A 20960-nucleotide genomic window follows, 5' to 3' on the forward strand; every position below is an offset into this window, starting at 1 on the left:
AACGGGTTTATTGGTGAATGACACGATCGTTCAGTTCGGCCAGCTTGGCCTTGTTCCAGCGGTCGGTGGTACCTACGAGGTAGCCGGTGATGCGCTGAAGACGGTCGATGCGCGTGCTGCCACATTTCGGGCAGGCGTCCAGGTGGTCGTCGGAGTTCTCGTAGCCGCAGTCCATACAGCGGTTGCGGTTGTGGTTGACAGAGCCGTAGCCTATGTTGTAGCGGTCCATCATATCGACCACGCGCATGATGGCTTCGGGATTGTGGGTGGCGTCGCCGTCTATTTCTACGTAGAAGATGTGGCCGCCACGGGTCAGGTCGTGGTAGGGCGCCTCGACTTCTGCTTTATGACGGGCACTGCATTTGTAGTAGACGGGGACGTGATTGGAGTTGGTGTAGTACTCGCGATCGGTGATGCCAGCCAGGACGCCGAACTGCTGACGGTCGGCACGGGTGAACTTGCCGGAAAGACCTTCGGCAGGTGTGGCCAGGATACTGTAGTTGTGCTGGTATTTCTCCGAAAATTCGTTGGCGCGGTCGCGCATGTAGGTGATGATCTTCAGACCAAGTTCCTGCGCTTCGGCCGACTCGCCGTGGTGCTTGCCTGTCAGTGCCACCAGGCATTCAGCCAGGCCGATGAAACCGATGCCCAGCGTGCCCTGGTTGATGACGGGGGCGATGGTGTCGTCGGGGCGCAACTGGTCGCATCCCAACCACAAGGACGACATGAGCAGAGGGAACTGCTTGGCGAAGGCGGTCTTCTGGAATTCCATACGTTCGTGCAACTGGCGTGCGGTGATGTCGAGCATGGCGTCGAGCTTGGCGAAGAAGCGGGCAATGCGTTCCTCGGGCTTGGCAATGTTCATGCACTCGATAGCCAGGCGGACGATGTTGATGGTGGAGAAAGACAGGTTTCCTCGTCCGACAGATGTCTGAGGACCGAAACGGTTTTCGAAGACGCGGGTGCGGCATCCCATGGTGGCTACTTCGTGCAGATATCGCTTCGGGTCGTCGGCCTTCCATTCCTTGCTCTGGTTGAAGGTGGCATCCAGGTTGAGGAAGTTGGGGAAGAAGCGACGGGCTGTTACCTTGCAGGCCAGTTGGTAGAGGTCGTAGTTGCGATCGTCCGGCAGATAGCTGACGCCCCGTTTCTTTTTCCAGATCTGGATGGGGAAGATGGCAGTTTCGCCATTGCCCACACCGCGGTAGGTGCTGTTCAACAGTTCGCGGATGATGCAGCGGCCTTCGGCCGAGGTGTCTGTACCGTAGTTGATGGAGCTGAACACGACTTGGTTTCCACCGCGTGAGTGGATGGTGTTCATGTTATGGATGAAGGCCTCCATAGCCTGATGGACACGGGCTACGGTCTGGTTGACGGCGTGCTGTACCAGGCGTTCGTCTCCCTGGAGTCCGTCGAGCGGACGGGACAGGTAGTCGTCCAGCTCTGTCTGGTAGAGGTGGGAATAGTCGGCACCGTTCAGGCGTTCGAGGGTCTGTACTTCTTCGATGAAGCTGTGGCGGACGTAGGGGGCCAGGTAGAAGTCGAATGCCGGGATGGCCTGTCCGCCGTGCATTTCGTTCTGGGCGGTCTCCAGCGAGATACAGCCCAGGATGCTGGCTGTCTCGATACGCTTGGCCGGGCGCGATTCGCCGTGTCCGGCCGAGAAACCGTGAGTCAGGATGCGGTCCAGCGGGTGTTGTACGCACGTCAGGCTCTTGGTGGGGTAGTAGTCCTTATCGTGGATGTGCAGGTAGTTGCCCTTCACGGCATTCAGGATCTCTTCGTCCAGCAGGTAGTCGTCTACGAACGGTTTGGTGGTTTCGCTGGCAAACTTCATCATCATGCCGGCGGGGGTGTCGGCATTCATGTTGGCGTTCTCGCGGGTGACGTCGTTGGACTTGATGTTGATGATCTCCAGGAACATGTCGCGCGTCTTGGCTTTGCGGGCAATGCTGCGCTGGTTGCGATAAGCAATGTATTTTTGTGCCACATCTTTGCGACTGCTCTTCATCAGCTCCAGTTCTACCATGTCCTGGATGGCTTCTACGGTCATCTGTGCTGCACCGCGGAAAGAAATGTGATCGGTGATCTGGTGGATGAGCTGCATGTCTTCGCCTTTATCGGTGTGCAACATGGCTTTTCGGATGGCAGTGGCAATCTTCTCTTCGTTGAAGCCGACAATGCGGCCGTCACGCTTGATAACTGTCTGTATCATACGGTTTAGAATCTTGTTTGATGTGGATTATTGTTTTTTTTAGGTGATGCAAAGGTATCAATCTTATCTGATAGTTTCCAGTTTTGGGAAACTTTTTGTGATACAAAAATTGTTAATCGTCTGATTTACAATACATGTTTATCTTGTTTTGGAAAACTCTGTATTTTATGTGGTTTCTATTTGTGTTTGCATGTATGCAATAAAAAAAGCTCCCGCAGGTTACGGGAGCTTTCTAGGCTCTCTATGTCGAAAATGATTATTTCAGAACTTCGGCCAGCTTTTCCTGTAAGCCTTCGCCGTGGAGGCCACGTGCGATGATGGTGCCTTCGCCGTCGATCAGGACAGTGTGAGGAATGCTGCTTACGGCATACAGTTTGGCACCTTCGCAGTTCCAGTATTTCAGGTCGGACATCTGAGGCCAGGTGATGTTCAGCTGTTTGATGGCAGCTTGCCAGGCTTCACCGCTCTGGTCGAGTGATACACCTACGATTTCAAAGTTCTTGTCCTTGTAGAGCTTGTAGGCTTCTACCAGGTTGGGCATCTCGCGACGGCAGGGACCGCACCAGCTTGCCCAGAAATCAACGAGTACCACTTTGCCTTTGCCTACGTAGTCGGACAGCTTCACAGTCTTGCCTTCGGGAGTCTGCATCTCGAAGTCGGTGAACTTCTGGCCTACGGCGGTAGCTTTCATCTTTTCTACGTTTGCCTTGATCTTGACGATGGCCTCGTCGTTGTCATACGTAGCGGGGATTTGAGGCATCAGCGGATCCAGTTCTTCAAGCTCCATGTAGTAGAAGTTCTGTTTCAGCAGGTGGACACCTACGGCATTGGTGATGTTTTGGCTGATGGCGTCTTTCAGGATGCTGACAGACTTGTCTTGCAAGGCTTCGATTTCGCTGCCTTTGGCGTTACGCTGCTCTTCGGTGAGGGTTGTGTCGTTGGCCATTGATTCGTAGATAGCCATGATTTGTCCGTTCAGGCCGTTGAGCTGGGTACGGATAGTCTGGTAGATGTCGTTGTTCGGAGTACCGGTGGCCGAATCGTTGTCGCGCGTCAGGTTGATGTTGATTTGTCCGTTTTCGAGGAAGAAGTCGATCATTAGCGGTTCCTTGTCCTGTGCGGCATACGTGATATAGCGGTTGGCAACGGTGTCTTGTACACCTTTGAAGGTGAATGTTCCATTGGCGATGACAGCAGAGTCGAGGCTGACGAGCTGGCGGCCTTCTGCCATTTTCAGGTATACGGTGTCGCCGTCGGCGGCTCCTTCTACAGTACCGGTTACGGTGTAACCCTTGTTGCCGTTACAGGCTGCCATTACGGCGGCTGCGGCGAGTAGGTAAGTAAACTTTTTCATTGTTTTGTTATGGATTTAAATGTAATTGGGGCAAAGGTACGGAAAAGATTTCAGATTTTATCGGGAAGTCTGCAAAAGAAAAGAGGACGTGTCCGGAAGACGCGTCCTCTTTCTTGTTTGTTTGAAATAAGTATATTAATGTTTTTTTATTCGGCTGCGGGAGTTTCAGCTTCAGCAGCAGGAGCTTCGGGGGCTTCTTCAGCAGCCTTAGCAGCTTCTTCAGCAGCTTTGGCAGCAGCTTCAGCAGCCTTCTTCTCGGCTACGATTTTAGCTTTAGCTTCGTTTACCTTCTTCTCAGCATCGAGGCGTGCTTTGGCTTCAGCCTTCTTGGCTTCGTCCTGCTTAGCCTTCAGTGCGGCCAGTCCGCTCTGCTTGTTGTTCTTCCAGGCTTCGAACTTGGCTTCTGCTTCCGCTTCACCGAATGCGCCTTTAGCTACACCGCCCAGCAGGTGTTTCTTCATGTAGACACCTTCACGAGAAAGGATGTTACGGACAGTGTCGGTGGGTTGTGCGCCATTCATCACCCACTTCAGTGCGCGTTCAAAGTTCAAATCTACTGTGGCAGGATTCGTGTTCGGGTTGTAAGTACCGATTTTTTCAATAAATCTACCATCACGTGGTGCTCTTACGTCAGCAATTACGATGGAGTAGAAAGCGTAGCTCTTACGTCCATGTCTTTGCAATCTGATTTTTGTTGCCATAAATGTTTATTAGTTTAATGATTTGAATTATGCTACTAACTCGTAATAGCGGGCGCAAAGGTAAGCATTTTCTTTTTGACCGCCAAGCAAATGCACAGAAAATGTGTGGAATGCGTGGGCTGCGGACATTGCGACCGGTCATCAGGAATATTTCTTCGGATACCTCAACAAGATGGACAGCAAGGCAAAAAGTCCCATGCAGAAGGGGTAGTAGAGGTTGCCGATGATACTCAGGGGCGAGATGGACGCCAGGCCTGCCGCGATGAGCATCTGGGCTCCGTAGGGAATGAGTCCTTGCGTCAGACACGAGAAGGTGTCGAGGATGCTGGCCGTCTTGCGGCGATCCAGGTGGAACCGTAAGGCTATGTCGCGGGCGATGGGACCGGTGGTGATGATGGCGATGGTGTTGTTGGCGGTGCAGAGGTTGGCAATGCTTACCAGAGCGGCAATGCTCAGTTCGGCACCCCGCTTGCCCTTGACGTGGCGGGTGAGTCGGGAGATGATGAAGTCGATACCACCGTTGTAGCGTATCAGTTCGAGCATGCCACCTGCCAGCAGTGTGATGATGATGAGTTCGCCCATGCCGGTGATGCCCGAGCCCATGGCTCCGAACCAGTCGAAGAACGACATACCCGTCAGGAAGCCGATGAAGCCGGTAGACACGATGCCCAGCATCAGGACCAGCATGACGTTGACGCCCGCTACGGCAGTGCCCAGTACGACCAGGTAGGGGAGGACCTTGAGCCACTGGATGCTCTCTGTCTGCGGTGGTGCGCTGACGTTCAGTCCCTGGAAGATGTAGACGCCCAGCACAATCAGGGCCGCCGGTACGACAATGAGGCAATTGACGCGGAACTTGTCCGTCATCACGCAGTCCTGTGTTCGTGTCGAAGCGATGGTGGTGTCGGAGATGAACGAAAGGTTGTCCCCAAAGAACGAACCACCCACTACGATAGCCGTCATGTAGGCCAGGTCGACACCGGTCTTTTCCGCCAGGCCGACAGCTACAGGCGTCAGGGCCACGATGGTGCCCACGCTGGTGCCGATGGAAAGAGAGATGAAGCAGGCGGCCAGAAAGATGCCTGCCAGCAACAAGTTATCCGGCAGGATGTGGAGGGTCAGGTTGACGGTGGCATCGATGGCTCCCATCTGCTTGGCGCTTTGGGCGAAGGCACCGGCCAGTACGAAGATCCAGATCATCATCAGGATGTTCTTGTTGCTGGCTCCGAGAGAGAACTGGTAGATGCGCTCCTCCAGCTTCAGGCTGCGGGTGATGGCTACGGCATAGCACGACGAGAACAGGAAGGCCACGGTGATGGGCATCTTGTAGAAGTCGTTCATCAGCAACGACGTCACGAGGTAGAGGCAGAGGAACACGGCGAGCGGGCTGAGTGCCCACCAGCTTCCCTGCCTGGGTTGGGTGGTTTCTTGCATAAGTAAGGAAGGGTTATTGATAAAAAAGGATAATGGATAACGACGTTTCATTATCCATTATCCACAGTCTATGATCCTTTAAAGCGTTACGCCATTCTTGAAGATGGCTATTTCTTTGTAGCCTTTCTTCTCGTTGTTTACCGGTTCGCCACTGGCCACACGGATGATGTAGTCGATGAAGCGTTCGCAAGTCTGTTCCATCGGTTCGTCTTCCAGAATGACACCGGCATTGAAGTCGATCCAGCCCGGCTTGTGATTGGCCAGGTTGGAGTTGGTCGAGATCTTCATGGTGGGCACATAGGTACCGAAGGGGGTTCCGCGTCCGGTGGTGAAGAGTACCATGTGGCAACCACACGAAGCCAGAGCTGTAGCGGCCACGAGGTCATTACCAGGGGCAGAGAGCAGGTTGAGGCCCTTCACTTTCAGGCGTTCACCGTAAGACAATACGCCTTCGACATAGCTCTTGCCGCACTTCTGCGTACAGCCCAGGGCTTTGTCTTCCAGGGTGGAGATACCGCCCGCCTTGTTGCCCGGCGAGGGGTTTTCGCCGACGGGTTCGCCGTGGCTCAGGAAGTATTCCTTGAAGTCGTTGATGAGCTTCACGGTCTGGTCGAACAGTTCGCGGTTGCGGCAGCGGTTCATCAGGATGGTTTCCGCACCGAACATTTCGGGTACTTCGGTCAGTACGGTTGTACCGCCCTGTGCCACGAGGAAGTCGGAGAACATGCCGAGCAACGGATTGGCCGTGATACCCGAGAAGCCGTCGGAACCACCGCACTTCAGGCCGACACGCAGTTCGCTCAAGGGCACGTCTTCGCGTACATCCTGCGAAGCCTTGGTGTAGAGTTCGCGCAGCAGCTTCATGCCTTCCTCGAATTCGTCGTCTACTTTCTGGGTAACCATGAACTTCACGCGGTCGTGGTCGTAGTCGCCCAGGAACTCGCGGAATACGTCGGGCTGGTTGTTTTCGCATCCCAGGCTGACTACGAGTACGGCACCCGCATTGGGGTGAAGTACCATGTCGCGCAGGATTTTCTTGGTATTCTCGTGGTCGTCGCCCAGCTGGGAGCAACCATAGTTATGCGGGTAAGCCATGATGGCATCCACGCCGCTACAGCCGGTCTCTTTGCGCAGGTTTTCAGCCAGCTGGTTGGCAATGCCGTTTACGCAGCCCACAGTGGGGATGATCCATATCTCGTTGCGGACACCTACATCACCGTTTTTACGGCGATAGCCTTTGAAAGTCAGTTTCCGGTCTGCAATGTCCAGACTGGCGTCTACAGGATTGTAGGTGTAGTCCAGCAGGCCGGCCAGGTTGGTCTTGATATTGTTTTCGTTCATCCAGTCACCCTGCTTCCGGGCTTCGCGTGCATGTCCGATGGGGTATCCGTATTTGATGACGTTTTCGCCTTCAGCCAGATCTTTCAATGCAAATTTATGTCCGGCGGGTATGTCTTCGTTCAGTGTGATGTCCTGTCCGTCCACCGTGATGGTTTCGCCGGCCTTCAGAGGCAGGATGGCTACCGCAACGTTGTCGGCCGGATTGATTTTCAGGTACTTTGTATTCATAATGCCTTTTTAAATTAGTTAGTTCGTTATCGGTTGTAGTAGAAGTCAATGTTTTCCTTGGTCAGCAGGTCGATAGGCATGAAGTTGACGTGTGGTACTTCTTTCTTCAGAATGAGGTGGTCACAGAGGTACTTGATGCCGTTGAAGCCTTGCAAAGTGGGTTGCTGGGCTATCAGGAAGAAGATGCTTCCCTGCTTCAGGCATTCGACGTTGCGTTGCAGCAGGTCGTAGCCTACAAGATTGAAATCTGTCAGCTGCTTTTTCTGCAGGTATTCGCCGATGATGTAGGCCTTCGAGTTGAAAGTGATGCCGTTTTTTAGCGTAGGATGTGCGGCAAAGAAGTCGTCCAGCATCTGCGTGTCTTCACTGTCGCGTTTGGCGTGAAGGTTGAGTTCCCAGATGTGGCAGGCCGGGTGGTTCTGCTTCATGTATTCCCGGAAACCTATTTCGCGTCTTTCCTGCTGGTTGGAGCCTACGATGCCTTCGTTTATCTTGCGGAAGATGGCAATTTCCTGTGCGTCTTTTCCGGCCAGAAGCATCAGCATGCGGGCGGCAAAGTGTCCGCTTTGGTGTGAGTTCTGCCCGAAGAAAGAAAGGGCCGGCTGCTCCTTGATGTTTGAGTCTATATATATATAAGGTATATTCAGGTGGTTCAGTGCGTCAGTAAACGGTTGGGTGTACTGGGGAACAGTGGGGGCAAAGAGTACCCCGTCGGGCTGCATGTCTACGATTTGTTGGGACGCCTGCTCGAAGGAGTGGTAGTCGTACGGATCGTAGTGGGACAGGTGTGCCTGGATGTTGAAGTCCGAGTAAGTGGCGGTTGCTTCCCGGATGCCGGCCTCCACAGCTGTCCAGTATTCACTGGCTTCGTGTTGGGGCAGCAGGCAGGCGTAAGTGTAGTTTTTGTTGGTGGCCAGTGCGCTGGCATACATGTTGGGCTGATAGTCCAGTTGTTTCAGTATTTCCTCCACGCGCTTGCGGCTGGACTCGGATACACCGCTGCGGCCATGCAGGACGCGGTCTACCGTGCCCACCGAAACGTCGGCCATCTGTGCTATGTCTTTGATTCTGATTCTGCTCATCTGTTCAGTTACCTTTTACCGTGATATACCTGTCTGACGGACCTTGTTTGTCGTCTTTGTGTACGTACACAATAATAATCTTAATATTTTCGACACAAATATATAATAATTTTTTGTATTCCAAAAATTGTTGTATCTTTGTGCCCGCACACGAAAGATGTGAGATATGGCCGGTTTTAGACCTTACTTGCATATTTTCAAGCAATTATATGTATTTGTAACGCGAAAGTTATAAATTGAAAGAAAACTATTATTCATTACTTATTAAAAGATAGAAAGATTATGGGAAAGAAAGTCGTAACCCTTGGTGAGATCATGTTGAGATTGTCTACTCCGGGCAATACTCGTTTTGTACAGTCTGACTCTTTTGATGTTGTATACGGTGGTGGCGAAGCCAACGTAGCTGTAAGTTGCGCCAACTATGGACACGATGCCTATTTTGTAACTAAATTGCCGAAACACGAAATCGGTCAGTCGGCTGTCAACGCACTGCGCAAGTATGGTGTGAAGACAGACTTCATTGCCCGTGGCGGCGACCGTGTAGGTATCTACTATCTGGAGACCGGTGCATCCATGCGCCCCAGCAAGGTGATTTACGACCGTGCCCATTCTGCTATAGCCGAAGCTGATCCTTCCGATTTCGATTTCGATGCTATCATGGAAGGTGCTGACTGGTTCCACTGGTCGGGCATCACGCCGGCCATTTCTGATAAGGCTGCCGAGCTGACTCGTCTGGCTTGCGAAGCTGCCAAGCGTCACGGTGTGACTGTTTCTGTCGACCTGAACTTCCGCAAGAAACTTTGGACAAAGGAAAAAGCTCAGTCTATCATGAAGCCGCTGATGAAGTATGTAGACGTATGTATCGGTAACGAAGAAGACGCCGAACTCTGTCTGGGCTTCAAACCCGATGCTGACGTTGAGGGTGGAAAGACCGACGCCGAAGGCTACAAGGGCATCTTCAAGGCCATGGCCCAGGAATTCGGTTTCAAGTATGTTATCTCTACGCTGCGCGAATCCTTCTCGGCTACACACAACGGCTGGAAGGCTATGATTTACAACGGTGAGGAATTCTATGAGTCTAAGCGCTATGACATCAACCCGATCATCGACCGTGTTGGTGGTGGCGACTCCTTCTCTGGCGGTATCATCCACGGCTTGCTGACGAAGCCCAATCAGGGTGCTGCCCTCGAATTTGCTGTAGCTGCTTCTGCTTTGAAGCACACTATCAACGGCGACTTCAACCTTGTTTCTGCAGAAGAAGTAGAAGCTTTGGCAGGTGGCGATGCCAGCGGACGTGTACAGAGATAAACATTCATCAATCATTTATCGTAAATTAAATCAAGAAGATCATGGCAAAATTCGATAAGATAGCCGTATTGAACAAGATTGGTTCGACCGGCATGGTACCTGTGTTCTATCACAAGGATGCAGAAGTAGCAAAGAAAGTGGTAAAGGCATGTTATGACGGCGGTGTCCGCGCTTTCGAGTTTACAAACCGTGGCGACTTCGCTCACGAAGTATTCGCCGAGGTTGTGAAGTTCGCAGCCAAGGAATGTCCTGAAATGGCTATGGGTGTAGGCTCCATCGTTGATCCTGCTACGGTAGCTCTTTACCTTCAGCTGGGGGCCAATTTCATCGTAGGTCCGCTGTTCAACCCCGAAATAGCAAAGATCTGTAACCGTCGTCTGGTAGCTTATACTCCGGGTTGCGGTAGCGTATCTGAAGTAGGTTTCGCACAGGAAGTAGGCTGCGACCTCTGCAAAGTATTCCCGGGCGATGTACTTGGTCCGAAACTCGTGAAAGGTCTGCTGGCTCCGATGCCCTGGTCCAAACTGATGGTGACTGGTGGTGTAGAGCCTACTCAGGAAAACCTGACTTCTTGGATCAAGGCCGGCGTATTCTGCGTAGGTATGGGATCCAAGCTCTTCCCGAAGGACAAGGTAGCTGCTGAGGACTGGGCCTATGTCACTGAGAAGTGCAAGGAAGCTTTGGGCTACATTGCCGAAGCAAGAAAGTAATTTTTTGACGTATCAGTCCCGTGTAGGTTAGCAGTGGGTTTCGGAAATCTGTTGCAAAGCCGAAAGGGAAAATGCGATATTCATTTTGTTTAAAGGTGTTTAAGGGGACAACCATCGGAGCACTCTCTCGAGCGCTTCGGTGGTTTGTTTTTTGATGAATATTGTAAACAATCCTGTCGAACTTGAAAAAGATGTTATAGATTGGCGGTTTTTGAGCCTGCCGTATTGCTGATTACAGAAGAATTCATACCTTTGCATCGTGGTTGTGAAACCGCAGTTTTCATAGGTAAATTAGTTAAGTACTAAAGAGAATTTTTTTCATAGGCTATTTAGTTAGAGTTTTCATAGCGTATTAGATTTTTTTTTGATGTAAAATTTTTAAGATTGATTTTTGGATAACAAGATGATGTAAAACAAAAGAAAAGCCTTAGGGCTTTTCTTACGCCGAGGCGAGTAGTTCGTGAGAACTGACTCGTTTTTTTTATGTCTGTTTCTGTAGGCTATAACTACCTACTTTAGCTCCGTAACTACCCACTTTAGCGTCGTAACTATCCACTTTAGCATCGCCATTGCCTACTTTGGAATCCCCATCTTTAATTGGGAGGAATGGCCATATATAGATTATAAAACAGGAATAAGTTGCCTGGAATTTTGGCTAATCCGAAAAAGAAAACTATATTTGAAAACTGAAAAACCGGGCATAAATCCCGTTTGGAACCTTTCTGAAGGGGAGTGTTGCCCATTTATTTCTCTGGTTGCCGACGGTAATTTACAAATCCTAATAAAGGCAAAAAAAATTAAGAAAACATGTTATAGGACATACTTTTTTATTTGGCTTGTCAAACGAAAAGGGCCTATATTTGCACCGTTATCCTGAAAACAATCTTTTTACCTTAAAAAAAAACTAATACCTATTGAAAACTGAAAACGGGACTTTGTGAAAAGCTCCGTTTTTTTTTGCTCTATTTTAGGGAGCAAAAAAAGAAATACCCTCCTTATCAAATGTTCAAGACAGGTTTGATAAGGAGGGTATATTTTAAAGGATGTATTCAATCCGCTTTTTTCGGATTATAATTCAATTTCAGCAATCTGCGGATTGTGATCCGACAGGAACGTAACTCCGGTGCCTCTGGTCGGTTCTTCAGGAATAAGCACGCTGTTCACTTTGATTTGTGGAGTAACGAATATGAAATCGATCATTTCACGTTGGCTTTTTTCTCTTCTTCCAAAGCTATGGTATGTATAGTCTACACCAGATTTCTTGTCTGCTATTTGGAATGCGTCTTTAAGTACAAATGTATTTTTAGTAAGGGTATTGTATGCGTCCGACTTGTTGTTGACATTAAAATCTCCAGTCAGTACTGCAGGTTCATTTCCAGCCAGTTCTTTGATTCGATCGATGATAAGCAGAGCACCTTTGTTCCTCGCTTCTCCTCCTACATGGTCGAAGTGTGTGTTTATCGCCATGAATACTTTTCCCGTTTTCTTGTATTTAAGTTTTACCCATGTGGCGATACGTGGACATGCACCGTCCCATCCGATGAATCCTGCGCTGTCCGGGTATTGGGACAACCAGAAGGTATTGCTGTCGAGTACTTCAAATTTGTCTTTTTTGAAGAATATCGGAGTATATTCACCTTTGGTGGCTCCGTCCTCGCGTCCCACTCCCACCTCTGTGTATTCAGGAAGTCTTTCTTTGAGGTCTGTCAGCTGGTTATGAAGTACCTCCTGCATACCTACAATGTCAAGTCCCTGTTCTTTGATAAATTGGGCCACAGTGTCTTTTCTGTATTTCCAGTTGTCCATGCTGTCGGCTGGATTATCCAGTCTGATGTTCATGGTTGCCCATTTAAGGTTTAATGTTTCCTTCTTGTTTGTGCATGCAGACAGGAAACAACTTACTCCCAGTAATAATAATCCAATCTTTTTGATCATAGCGTTTTTAGTTTTTTGTTCTGTTTTTGATAGTTTGTTGTATATCCAAGCAAAGTTACGAATATAAAGTGATAAATAGAAGAATGTAGCAAAGTTATTGGCAGATAGGTGTTTTAGGAAGATGGCTTGAAAAAATGAAAGACAGAAAAAGCAATGAAAAAGCCAAGTTAGGACATCGCAGCGTTACCAATTCGTGACCATGCCCAAAACAGGTTATGACGAGGTTGAAAGAATATAGAAAGCATTAACTTCCAGTGAGTTATTAACAACTCACGCAAGAAAATACGGCATGAACGAGAATTGCAGTATTCCTCAATGATTTGCGTAGCGACGAAGGATTCTTCACGAACTAAATTTGAAACCAAAAAAAATTAGAACGATGAAGAGTACATTTTCAGTTATCTTCTACCTGAAAAAACAGGCAGTGAAGAAAGACGGTACAGTACCGGTTATGGGACGTATCACAGTGGACGGAACGCAGACGCAATTCAGCAGCAAACTTTCGGTCGATCCCAGATTGTGGGACACGAAAGGCGGACGTGTCACGGGAAGAAGTTCTGCCGCACTTGAAACGAACCGCCTGCTTGACAAGATGCGTGTGAGCATCAACAGGCACTATCAGGAAATCATGGAGCGTGACAATTTTGTGACGGCTGAAAAAGTGAAGAATGCCTTTCTCGGACTGGAACACCGCTGCCATACACTGATGCAGGTGTTCCGCCAGCACAACGAGGATTATGCAAAGCAGGTGGAAGCCGGCATGAAAGCCAAAGCCACGCTTTCAAAATATCTGGTCGTTTACAAGCACCTGCAAGAGTTCCTGAATATCCGCTACCATGTGAAGGATATTGCCCTGAAGGAACTTACTCCGGCATTTATCTCCGATTTTGAAATGTTTCTCCGTACGGACAAGCACTGCTGTACCAATACGGTCTGGCTTTATGTGTGTCCGTTACGGACAATGGTGTTCATTGCCATTAACAATGAATGGCTGACACGCGACCCGTTCCGTGAATATGAAATCAAGAAAGAGGAAACGACAAGAGGGTTTCTCACGAAAGAGGAAATCCGTATGCTGATGGACGGCAAACTGAAAAACGCCAAACAGGAGCTTTACCGTGACCTGTATCTGTTCTGTGCGTTCACGGGGTTGTCATTCTCCGATATGCGCAATCTGCGAGAGGAAAATGTCCGTACATACTTCGACAACCATGAGTGGATAAACATCAACCGCCAGAAGACGGGCGTGGAATCGAATATCCGCCTGCTGGACCTGCCCCGAAAAATCATAGAAAAATACCGCGGACTGTGTGGGGACGGAAGGATATTCCCTGTCCCTCATTACATGACCTGCTTGTATGGAATACGTGCCGTAGCCAAACGGTGCGGTATCACGAAACACCTTACATGGCACCAGAGCCGCCACACGGCGGCGACAACGGTATTCCTGTCAAACGGCGTACCTATTGAAACGGTGAGTTCGATGCTCGGACACAAGAGCATCAAGACAACGCAAATCTATGCGAAGATTACAAAAGAAAAGCTCAATCAGGATATGGAAAATCTTGTCGCACGTCTTGGCAGCATAGAAGAGTTCAAAGGATGCAACATCTAAAAAAGAAGAATCATGAAACGAAATATCATTACCATAGAAGGAAAATCGGTAATCGTAACCGGTAACGATGTATGGATGATGGCATGGGAAATCGGAGAACTGTTCAATGTGGCAACAACAGCGGTAAATGCGGCTATCCGGGCAATCCTGAAAACGGACGTGCTGAATGACTTTGAGGTGTGCCGGTATGTCCGGTTGGAAAACGGTCTGAATGCCGATGTCTATTCCCTTGAAATCATTATACCGATAGCGTTCCGCCTGAATACCTATTATACCCATGTGTTCCGTTCGTGGCTTTTACGGAAAGCGTACGCCAAAGAGTAGAGAGATACCTATATGTTGTTTGTGCCGATAGCCAAAGGAGGCCATTGCTGAGAACGGAACAAACGCAAGCAAGAACGGACAACCGGATAACGGCTGTCCGTTCTTGCTTTTGGTCGGAGGCTATCTGAAAGGTTTCCGATAGTTCGCTTCCAGCACCTCACGCATTTCCGATTCGGGATACAGCGCCTTTCCACCTAAAATGGTATAAGGCAGCAGTTCGTTACGGTATTCCTGATTTCTTGTAGTGCTTCCATTTCAAGACAAGAATAGGGTGAAAGCGCAGGATAAGACTATTTCTTTTTGGCCAGCCAAATAGAGTTTTTAGAATCTGTATCAGAGTTTGACTGGCATTTGTTGTTATTAAACCAGATGTACCCTAGGTAGATGGGGGCGTTTCTACCCGTCAAACGAGATAGCTTATGGCGGCATTTTTGTTCTCATTTTATTTGCTTATTAATATAGTTCGTTATGCGGCACAAACTCTGCTATGGGGATATGCTTACCGCGGGTTCTTCAGGCTTCCCGACTCCGGAGAGGAATCCTACCCCCTGTAAGGGCAAGTGCTTTTCAGGGATGCTCAAATCATTTTGAGCCGCTGAAAAGACATCTTGCTGTTGGCTGGAGCCAACAAAAATCCGTCGGGGACGGATTGGAAAGGAAAACTTCAGACCCACGGCTTCACCCGTTGCGGGAAACCCTGCCGTTCGAGGGCAAAGTTACGATGATAAACGGTTGTGGAATAATATATTAAGTAAGCTAATTGCTGCCTATCAGCGCAACATGCTGCCAATTGTCCGGGAAGTGATACAACTTCCATTGTTTCCATGTTTATTTGTATCGTGATTCAAAAAAAACAGTGATTTAAAGATATGAGAAATGACATAGTCCAATACCCGAAAATTCAAACCGGCAAACATTTGCCGAAACGGTTATCCGGTTCAGCGGATAACTGCATATTCAATGATTCGGTGACTTACATATTCAATGATTTCATGAGGTACTGTCGTCAATCATCAACCATTTGGAACATAGTTTCACCAATGCACCTAATATGTGATGAACTGCTTATGCGCAAATTCACTAAAGCGTGAATGGAAATCTTCAATTCTGTATGAAAGCGGCAAATCAATCTTCATTAACTATTTTATTCGACAATATTCTTAATGTGGAACGCATTTCATCTTTGTGAATGCCGCAACCCATATGAGGTAGTTCGTCTTCTTATTTGCCGTGAAGTGAGAAGAAGCATGATAATGGTATGATATCATTCAAACAATAACAAATTGCTGTTTTGTAGGAAAACATTTTTTTCACAAAAGAATTGCAGTTTTTTGAAGATTTCCTCTTGAGTCTACAGTCCTTTTTATATATTTGTGTTCAAATATTGACAATTCAAAAAGAAGACACTAGATAAGAGAAAAGTTTTATGGATAATAAATCCGTTATACTTCCTAAATGGATTGATGATCTAATATTTAAAGTTCTTTCTGCTAAATATAGTAGAAGGAATAAGGATCTTGTTGTATTGGAATGGGAGAAAGATGAGGTCTTAACTTATTTAGGTACTTATTTCCCGAGAAGTTTCGCGGAATCTTACTGCATTTTCTTAAAATATTTTTCAAAGTTTAAACATCAATATGAAACTAAAACATCGATTTCATTGTTTGATTTTGGCTGTGGAACAGGAGGAGAAATAATTGGATTTATTGTTGCTGTTTCAGAAATGCTCCCTAATATAGGAACAATTGAACTTCGTGCATTAGATGGGAATGTACATGAATTAAGATGTCTTGAAGTCATATTAGATGAAGCTGCTTCGGCAACAGGTTTAAAAATTGAAAGTCGATTGATGCCCATCATTATAGATGATTTTTATGATATGGATGTTGTTACAGATGTAATAACTCAAAAATACGACTTTATTATAACTTTTAAAGCTGTCTGTGAGTTTGTAACAAAGAAACAATTTGAAGAAAGAAATCCATATGAACATGTCATAAATACTTTTTTACCAAAACTTTCGGAAAGAGGTATAGTTTGTATTGCTGACATTACAACATACAATGAAGTGTCTAAAGAATGGTTAACAAAAATGCTTGATAGAGCATCAGAAATTTGTGATGTTACAATTATTGATAGGAATCAAGGATATAACGAGGAGTTTTTTGTTAGTCATTCATTAAAGAGATATGATAAAAGTAAAATTGCGTGGAGAATATATAAACCAAATAATATGCATCATGAAAAAAGACTGGATGATTAAAGAGTCAGAACTTGATGACGATCAGATTAAAGTTCTTATGGGAACCCTTGACAAATCCTGTATCGTATCTGGTTGTGCGGGAAGCGGGAAATCTGTTTTGGCATTAATCAAAGCTCAACGAATTCAAAAAGAATTCGGTAATAACTATAAGATTATTGTCTTTACTAAAGCCCTTTGCAATTACATGAACTCTGGGAAACAGGAATTAGGGCTTACTAACGATTTCTATTATCATAAAGAGTGGAAATATCAACGTGAAAGAAGAGGTAGATTTTTGGTATATAGTAGGGATGAAAATGGGAATATGATTCCATATATGCCATCAGCTGATTATATCATAGTTGATGAAATTCAGGATTTTAGCGATGAAGAGATTAAAGATTTCTTGAATGCAACGCACAAAAATTTCTTCTTTTTCGGTGATACAGCACAATCTATTTTTGAAGGTTTTAAAACAACTTTGCCTGTAGATAGGATAAGTTCCATAGTACCTTTGAATATGAAGGTAAAGAATTGGGAATTGTATCGAAACTATCGGCTTCCTTTACCTGTAGCTCGAGTTGTTCAATCCGTTGGTGTTGATCTGCCCCCATTTATAGAGAGTACTTATAAAAGTAAGGAAACAGCTGTTCCGAGATTCTTGAAATATAGTGACGAAGATAGCCAAATAAAGGCTATTCATGATATTATAGCCAAGAACAATATGACAGATGTAGTAATACTCTTGCCAGATAATGATTATGTAAAGAGTGTTTATGATAAGTTAAGGGCAATGGGAGGAAATTATGAACTTCGATACAACGATAAAGAAGATTTCAGAAATAGCCAAGACAATCTGAACTTCACATCCACCAACCCTAAAGTAATGACTTATCATAGTGCAAAAGGATTACAATTTGAAACTGTATTCCTACCATATATTGAGAACTTCTCGGGGAATGAATCAGATAGAAAGGCTTTATATGTGGCAATGACTCGTACTTATCGAGACCTATATGTAATGTACACCTCTGCGTTACCTTCACCGCTAACTGAGATAAATCCTGATCTTTACAAAACAACAGAAATTGACGAAATTGAAGATTTGTAATTATGAAATATTATATACCAACTACTTCTTTAAACTTTAATAATATTCTCTCTACAGAATCATTGTCTCCAAAGGCCTTTTATGATAAAAGGGGGTTTGGATATTCTCGTTGGTTCACGGTTGAAGAGAATTGTATAGAATATGTGACATTGCTATATGACGCACCTCATATGTTTAAACGTCCTATATCTGATATTGAGGATCATCCAATGTTGTTAGAGATTGATACTGATGAAATATTTAATCAACTAGCAGAGGGGATATTCTATACAGATAGAACCATATATCTCAATCCTTGGCAGACTAAATTTATCTTTTTCAGTGAAAAAGACAGAACGACTGCCATATCATTGTCGGATAGTAGTCTAGAAACTAAGCTTGTACGCTTATATAAGCGAAAGATATATGTATATCAGTTTGAAGGAACATATCCCATTGTTCAAACCTCAAGTTCTATATCGGTGGGTGATATAAACAAATATGTGGAAGACGATTATGTAATTAACAAGATGAAAGGTCTTTTATATGGCTATTATATAGGAGCAAACCTTTCATCTACAAAGGAGTATATTCAGAAACTTGACTCTTTACGTGAGATTCAAAACATTTTTTCTTCCGTATTGTCTAGTTATGATAAAGTTCCTTCTAATGTTCAACTTAATAGATTAAATGAATTATTTGACTATCTTGATAGTTTGAACCCAATTTATGCAGATTTAGAAAAAGAGGTCGGTAATAAACAATTGGTTGATAGAATATTTAGTGTTTTTAAACGTTATGGCTATGTTTTCACATCTATCAATAGATCCAAGTTAATTTATGGGCTTCAAGAAGATGGTGAGAATAACCAATCTGTAGCATGGGTTAATCGGGAGATTACTCATGCAAGAGCTTTAATAGAGTCTTCTATAACTAATTTAAATCCTGATGATGGAGAAATAATTGTTTCATCAAAGGATAAAGTTGTTGCACAAAAAGCAATAACTGACAGTCTTTTATCCAAGTTGTTTACTAGTTGGACAAATGATGTATTCTGTTCTAAATCATTCAACGGAAAGGTTAACTCTATCAAAGAAGGACTTTCGGATGAAATAACAAAGTCTGCTAAAAACATAATTGGAATAGAGTGGGATAATAGTCCTATTAGAACATATCTCAATCAACTTCGTCGCCATGTACGCGGTGAAGAATTTAATCAACCATGGGATAATGGGTTATTATCTTCTATTTCTGCTATTTTGATTAAAGGTGATGAGTGGGAACAGCTTCTGAACTTTATGCAGAGTAAAGGTATGTATGATTATCGTATCGCTTTTGCATTTTATGGTGTTCTTAATGGATTCGCAAATCTTACTCGTGATTTTACAGATTTGCTCCTTAACAAGGAATCAAATTATGTATCCAAAGTTTATCGTGAAATGTATGGGCAACTTTTTGATAAGAGCATTCCTGAAACTTCTAACAGTTCATCTACTATAGAACAAAAGAAGCAAGAGAACCACCCTATCGAAAAGAACGTACAAAACATTTCTCTTGAGAATACAGAGAAACAAAATCTTAGAGAGTGGCAAAATGACATTAGAAAATATGCTGTGTCGATAATCAAAAGAGATAAGCAGAAACTTCTTACATCACTTGAAGAAGCTCTTGCCCAAAATGGTGACAATCAAGACCATTACGTTTTTCTAACCATATTGAATAATTTTAAAGGCTGGAAACCAACTAAAAATGGACCTAGTACGGCATGGAAAAGAATGCAAGAACATTATGTTCCAAACTATGATCAATTTATTGGTGAACCTACAAAAAAACAAGGCCCTGAAAAAAAAGAAAGAGGGTTGTTTGATGGTTTTATGGATGGATTACAACAAACCACTCAAACTGTTATGAATGCTTTATCAGGAAATAATCAGACTGAAAATGTTAAAAAAGAGCAGGAATACGATACATCCATTCCTATAAAGGATAAACAGTCTATCTCACGTTTTGAAAAATCCATCCTCGATAATAAATCATGGATTTATGAATGCGCAGCCTTAATTTCAGATTCTCGTGCTAATAGACAATTTATCGAGGATATGGAATGGTTCGTAGATAATCATAATAAAACATACTACGATAATAAAAAAAAGGAGATTGTTCCGGGTCACTATGCAGATCATGACAGATCTAACAGGCGTGTTCTTGAAAGACTAAGGGCATACATGGATAATAGACTCAAGCCACGCAATAAAAAAATGCAATGGCTTGCAGATATTTATGCAAATATCCCTATCAACAAAATCATAGATCATATTTTAAGACTATATGGTATCTGAAAAAATATCTATCCGTACGGACTTTGGGGAGATTGTTGAGGCAACAGCCCCTGTCATTATTTCAGCAAGCCGTTCTACAGATATTCCAGCCTTTTATGCCAAATGGTTTTTCAACCGTTTGACAAAAGGTTATTGTGTATGGTACAATCCGTTCAATCAACAGCCAATGTACATTTCTTTTAAGAATTGTAAGGTTATTGTTTTTTGGACCAAGAATCCCAAACCGATATTGCCATATTTGCACAAACTTGATGAACGTGGAATTCATTATTATTTTCAATTTACTCTCAACGATTATATAAATGAAGGATTTGAGCCAAATGTCCCGTCTATTGAAGAAAGGATTGATACTTTCAAGAAACTATCCAACATGATTGGAAAGGAGAAAGTCATTTGGCGATTTGATCCCCTAATAGTAACCAAGCTGATAACTCCTCGAGAACTGCTAAAAAGGATTTGGCATATAGGCAATCTTCTAAAAGGTTATACGGACAAACTAGTGTTTAGTTTTGTAGATGTCAAAGCTTATCGTAAAGTACAGAATAACCTTATCAAAGAAACTGCTTGCTTTACAAAAGAGGATGTTGAATCCGCTGAAATGACAGAATCTCAACGTCGTGAAGTTGTTGATGGTCTTGTTAAAATTAAAGAGGCGTGGAAATCAGAAGGTTGGAATATAACTATGGCCACTTGTGGTGAGGAGGTTGAACTCGAAGGATATGGCATAGAACATAATCGTTGCATTGATGGAGAACTAATGAAAAGAATTTTTGCAGATGATGAAGAATTGGTTTATTATCTCCATACGTTGAAATGGCCTGAACGTGATATGTTCGGTCAATTGCCACCTTTACCTAATAAGGAAAAGAAAGTAAAGGATTCTGGCCAACGTAAGGTATGCGGATGTATGGTAAGCAAAGATATAGGCATGTATAATACTTGCCGTCATTTTTGTGTATATTGTTATGCCAATACGAGTAAGGAACTAGTTTTGAAAAACAAAGGGAAACATAACGATAATTCAGAGAGTATAATCGGTTAG

The 20960-nt window shown here is 45.0% G+C and carries 15 protein-coding genes and 1 pseudogene; 8 read left to right on the top strand and 8 right to left on the bottom strand.

What is annotated here, in order from left to right; genetic code table 11:
* Positions 1-7 precede the first annotated feature (7 nt).
* The 6 genes from BQ8005_RS00565 to BQ8005_RS00590 form a co-directional block, all read right to left on the bottom strand.
* Positions 8-2215 carry an anaerobic ribonucleoside triphosphate reductase gene (locus tag BQ8005_RS00565; RefSeq protein WP_075316724.1) on the bottom strand — a complete coding sequence of 736 codons (2208 nt, stop codon included), beginning with the start codon at positions 2213-2215 and terminating at the stop codon, positions 8-10.
* Positions 2216-2471: 256 nt separating this feature from the next.
* Positions 2472-3569 (bottom strand): TlpA disulfide reductase family protein, encoded by a 1098-nt coding sequence (locus BQ8005_RS00570; protein ID WP_075316725.1) that lies wholly within the window; start codon positions 3567-3569, stop codon positions 2472-2474.
* Positions 3570-3715: 146 nt separating this feature from the next.
* On the bottom strand, positions 3716-4270 hold the full coding sequence (locus tag BQ8005_RS00575) for a 30S ribosomal protein S16 (protein ID WP_021847318.1): 555 nt from the start codon (positions 4268-4270) through the stop codon (positions 3716-3718).
* Between the two features lie 141 nt (positions 4271-4411).
* The gene (locus BQ8005_RS00580; protein WP_075316726.1) at positions 4412-5704 is read right to left on the bottom strand and encodes a Na+/H+ antiporter NhaC family protein; all 1293 of its coding nucleotides are present in this window, start codon (positions 5702-5704) and stop codon (positions 4412-4414) included.
* A 78-nt stretch (positions 5705-5782) separates the two neighbouring features.
* Positions 5783-7273, bottom strand: a complete 1491-nt coding sequence (locus BQ8005_RS00585) for a UxaA family hydrolase (protein WP_075316727.1) — start codon at positions 7271-7273, stop codon at positions 5783-5785.
* 26 nt (positions 7274-7299) lie between these two features.
* Positions 7300-8355 (bottom strand): LacI family DNA-binding transcriptional regulator, encoded by a 1056-nt coding sequence (locus BQ8005_RS00590; RefSeq protein ID WP_075316728.1) that lies wholly within the window; start codon positions 8353-8355, stop codon positions 7300-7302.
* A gap of 282 nt (positions 8356-8637) precedes the next feature.
* On the opposite strand from BQ8005_RS00590, the gene BQ8005_RS00595 reads away from it, so the two are divergent.
* Together BQ8005_RS00595 and BQ8005_RS00600 are read left to right on the top strand one after the other, a co-directional pair.
* Positions 8638-9663 carry a sugar kinase gene (locus tag BQ8005_RS00595; protein WP_075316729.1) on the top strand — a complete coding sequence of 342 codons (1026 nt, stop codon included), beginning with the start codon at positions 8638-8640 and terminating at the stop codon, positions 9661-9663.
* 41 nt (positions 9664-9704) lie between these two features.
* Positions 9705-10373 (top strand): bifunctional 4-hydroxy-2-oxoglutarate aldolase/2-dehydro-3-deoxy-phosphogluconate aldolase, encoded by a 669-nt coding sequence (locus BQ8005_RS00600; protein ID WP_075316730.1) that lies wholly within the window; start codon positions 9705-9707, stop codon positions 10371-10373.
* Positions 10374-11441: 1068 nt separating this feature from the next.
* Here the strand turns inward: BQ8005_RS00600 and BQ8005_RS00605 are convergent.
* A complete protein-coding gene (locus BQ8005_RS00605; RefSeq protein WP_075316731.1) occupies positions 11442-12308 on the bottom strand; it encodes an endonuclease/exonuclease/phosphatase family protein in 867 nt (288 codons plus the stop codon).
* A gap of 379 nt (positions 12309-12687) precedes the next feature.
* Between BQ8005_RS00605 and BQ8005_RS00610 the strand changes: the two genes are divergently transcribed.
* Both BQ8005_RS00610 and BQ8005_RS00615 read left to right on the top strand, forming a co-directional pair.
* Positions 12688-13923: a site-specific integrase gene (locus BQ8005_RS00610; RefSeq protein WP_008654421.1), complete on the top strand. Its 1236-nt coding sequence runs from the start codon at positions 12688-12690 to the stop codon at positions 13921-13923.
* 12 nt (positions 13924-13935) lie between these two features.
* Positions 13936-14247 carry a virulence RhuM family protein gene (locus BQ8005_RS00615; RefSeq protein ID WP_008654419.1) on the top strand — a complete coding sequence of 104 codons (312 nt, stop codon included), beginning with the start codon at positions 13936-13938 and terminating at the stop codon, positions 14245-14247.
* Positions 14248-14367: 120 nt separating this feature from the next.
* Here BQ8005_RS00615 and BQ8005_RS17555 read toward each other — a convergent pair.
* Positions 14368-14481, bottom strand: a pseudogene (locus tag BQ8005_RS17555) (helix-turn-helix domain-containing protein); the annotation flags it as partial.
* A 1192-nt stretch (positions 14482-15673) separates the two neighbouring features.
* On the opposite strand from BQ8005_RS17555, the gene BQ8005_RS00625 reads away from it, so the two are divergent.
* From BQ8005_RS00625 to BQ8005_RS00640, 4 genes are read left to right on the top strand one after another with little or no spacing between them, the layout of a single operon-like run.
* On the top strand, positions 15674-16510 hold the full coding sequence (locus tag BQ8005_RS00625) for a hypothetical protein (RefSeq protein WP_008654417.1): 837 nt from the start codon (positions 15674-15676) through the stop codon (positions 16508-16510).
* The gene (locus BQ8005_RS00630; protein WP_075316732.1) at positions 16488-17600 is read left to right on the top strand and encodes an ATP-binding domain-containing protein; all 1113 of its coding nucleotides are present in this window, start codon (positions 16488-16490) and stop codon (positions 17598-17600) included. Before BQ8005_RS00625 ends, BQ8005_RS00630 begins: the two co-directional genes overlap by 23 nt.
* A gap of 2 nt (positions 17601-17602) precedes the next feature.
* On the top strand, positions 17603-19918 hold the full coding sequence (locus BQ8005_RS00635) for a hypothetical protein (RefSeq protein ID WP_008654411.1): 2316 nt from the start codon (positions 17603-17605) through the stop codon (positions 19916-19918).
* Positions 19908-20960: a DUF1848 domain-containing protein gene (locus tag BQ8005_RS00640; protein WP_008654410.1), complete on the top strand. Its 1053-nt coding sequence runs from the start codon at positions 19908-19910 to the stop codon at positions 20958-20960. The genes BQ8005_RS00635 and BQ8005_RS00640 overlap by 11 nt, the downstream gene beginning before the upstream one ends.

It is taken from the genome of Bacteroides togonis (assembly GCF_900130135.1).
GTDB classification, from domain to species: domain Bacteria; phylum Bacteroidota; class Bacteroidia; order Bacteroidales; family Bacteroidaceae; genus Bacteroides; species Bacteroides pullorum.

Coding starts and splice junctions, on each gene's coding strand:
- BQ8005_RS00565 (WP_075316724.1), bottom strand. CDS start 2,215: ATGATACAGACAGTTATCAAGCGTGACGGCCGCATTGTCGGCTTCAAC.
- BQ8005_RS00570 (WP_075316725.1), bottom strand. CDS start 3,569: ATGAAAAAGTTTACTTACCTACTCGCCGCAGCCGCCGTAATGGCAGCC.
- BQ8005_RS00575 (WP_021847318.1), bottom strand. CDS start 4,270: ATGGCAACAAAAATCAGATTGCAAAGACATGGACGTAAGAGCTACGCT.
- BQ8005_RS00580 (WP_075316726.1), bottom strand. CDS start 5,704: ATGCAAGAAACCACCCAACCCAGGCAGGGAAGCTGGTGGGCACTCAGC.
- BQ8005_RS00585 (WP_075316727.1), bottom strand. CDS start 7,273: ATGAATACAAAGTACCTGAAAATCAATCCGGCCGACAACGTTGCGGTA.
- BQ8005_RS00590 (WP_075316728.1), bottom strand. CDS start 8,355: ATGAGCAGAATCAGAATCAAAGACATAGCACAGATGGCCGACGTTTCG.
- BQ8005_RS00595 (WP_075316729.1), top strand. CDS start 8,638: ATGGGAAAGAAAGTCGTAACCCTTGGTGAGATCATGTTGAGATTGTCT.
- BQ8005_RS00600 (WP_075316730.1), top strand. CDS start 9,705: ATGGCAAAATTCGATAAGATAGCCGTATTGAACAAGATTGGTTCGACC.
- BQ8005_RS00605 (WP_075316731.1), bottom strand. CDS start 12,308: ATGATCAAAAAGATTGGATTATTATTACTGGGAGTAAGTTGTTTCCTG.
- BQ8005_RS00610 (WP_008654421.1), top strand. CDS start 12,688: ATGAAGAGTACATTTTCAGTTATCTTCTACCTGAAAAAACAGGCAGTG.
- BQ8005_RS00615 (WP_008654419.1), top strand. CDS start 13,936: ATGAAACGAAATATCATTACCATAGAAGGAAAATCGGTAATCGTAACC.
- BQ8005_RS00625 (WP_008654417.1), top strand. CDS start 15,674: ATGGATAATAAATCCGTTATACTTCCTAAATGGATTGATGATCTAATA.
- BQ8005_RS00630 (WP_075316732.1), top strand. CDS start 16,488: ATGAAAAAAGACTGGATGATTAAAGAGTCAGAACTTGATGACGATCAG.
- BQ8005_RS00635 (WP_008654411.1), top strand. CDS start 17,603: ATGAAATATTATATACCAACTACTTCTTTAAACTTTAATAATATTCTC.
- BQ8005_RS00640 (WP_008654410.1), top strand. CDS start 19,908: ATGGTATCTGAAAAAATATCTATCCGTACGGACTTTGGGGAGATTGTT.